The following is a 250-nucleotide window of genomic DNA, read 5'->3' on the forward strand; positions in this document are numbered from 1 at the left end:
TGCCGTGGTTTCAACTTGGTTTGTACCATCGCTGATCATCACCGTCACAGTTTGACCGTCTTCCACATCGCTCACCGTGCCACGTACGACCATGGCGGCGCTTTCACCGTGACCGTTAATCACGCCATCGGCGGTTTTATCAATGCTAGTTGTGATCGCTGCGGTGTTATCAAGTTCTACGCTATCTTGCGCATTTACAGGGTTACCTGCCACATCGGATACGCTAGCCGTGGCGGTGAGTGTGCCGTCG

General features: G+C 54.0%; 1 protein-coding gene. It reads right to left on the bottom strand.

Annotated features, from left to right (window positions below; all coding sequences use genetic code 11):
• Positions 1–250, bottom strand: a 250-nt coding sequence (locus AN389_RS20450; protein WP_160318647.1) for a hypothetical protein, incomplete at both ends; no start/stop codon positions are given.

The sequence above is a fragment of the Pseudoalteromonas sp. P1-7a genome (genome assembly GCF_001401855.1).
Taxonomy (GTDB): domain Bacteria; phylum Pseudomonadota; class Gammaproteobacteria; order Enterobacterales; family Alteromonadaceae; genus Pseudoalteromonas.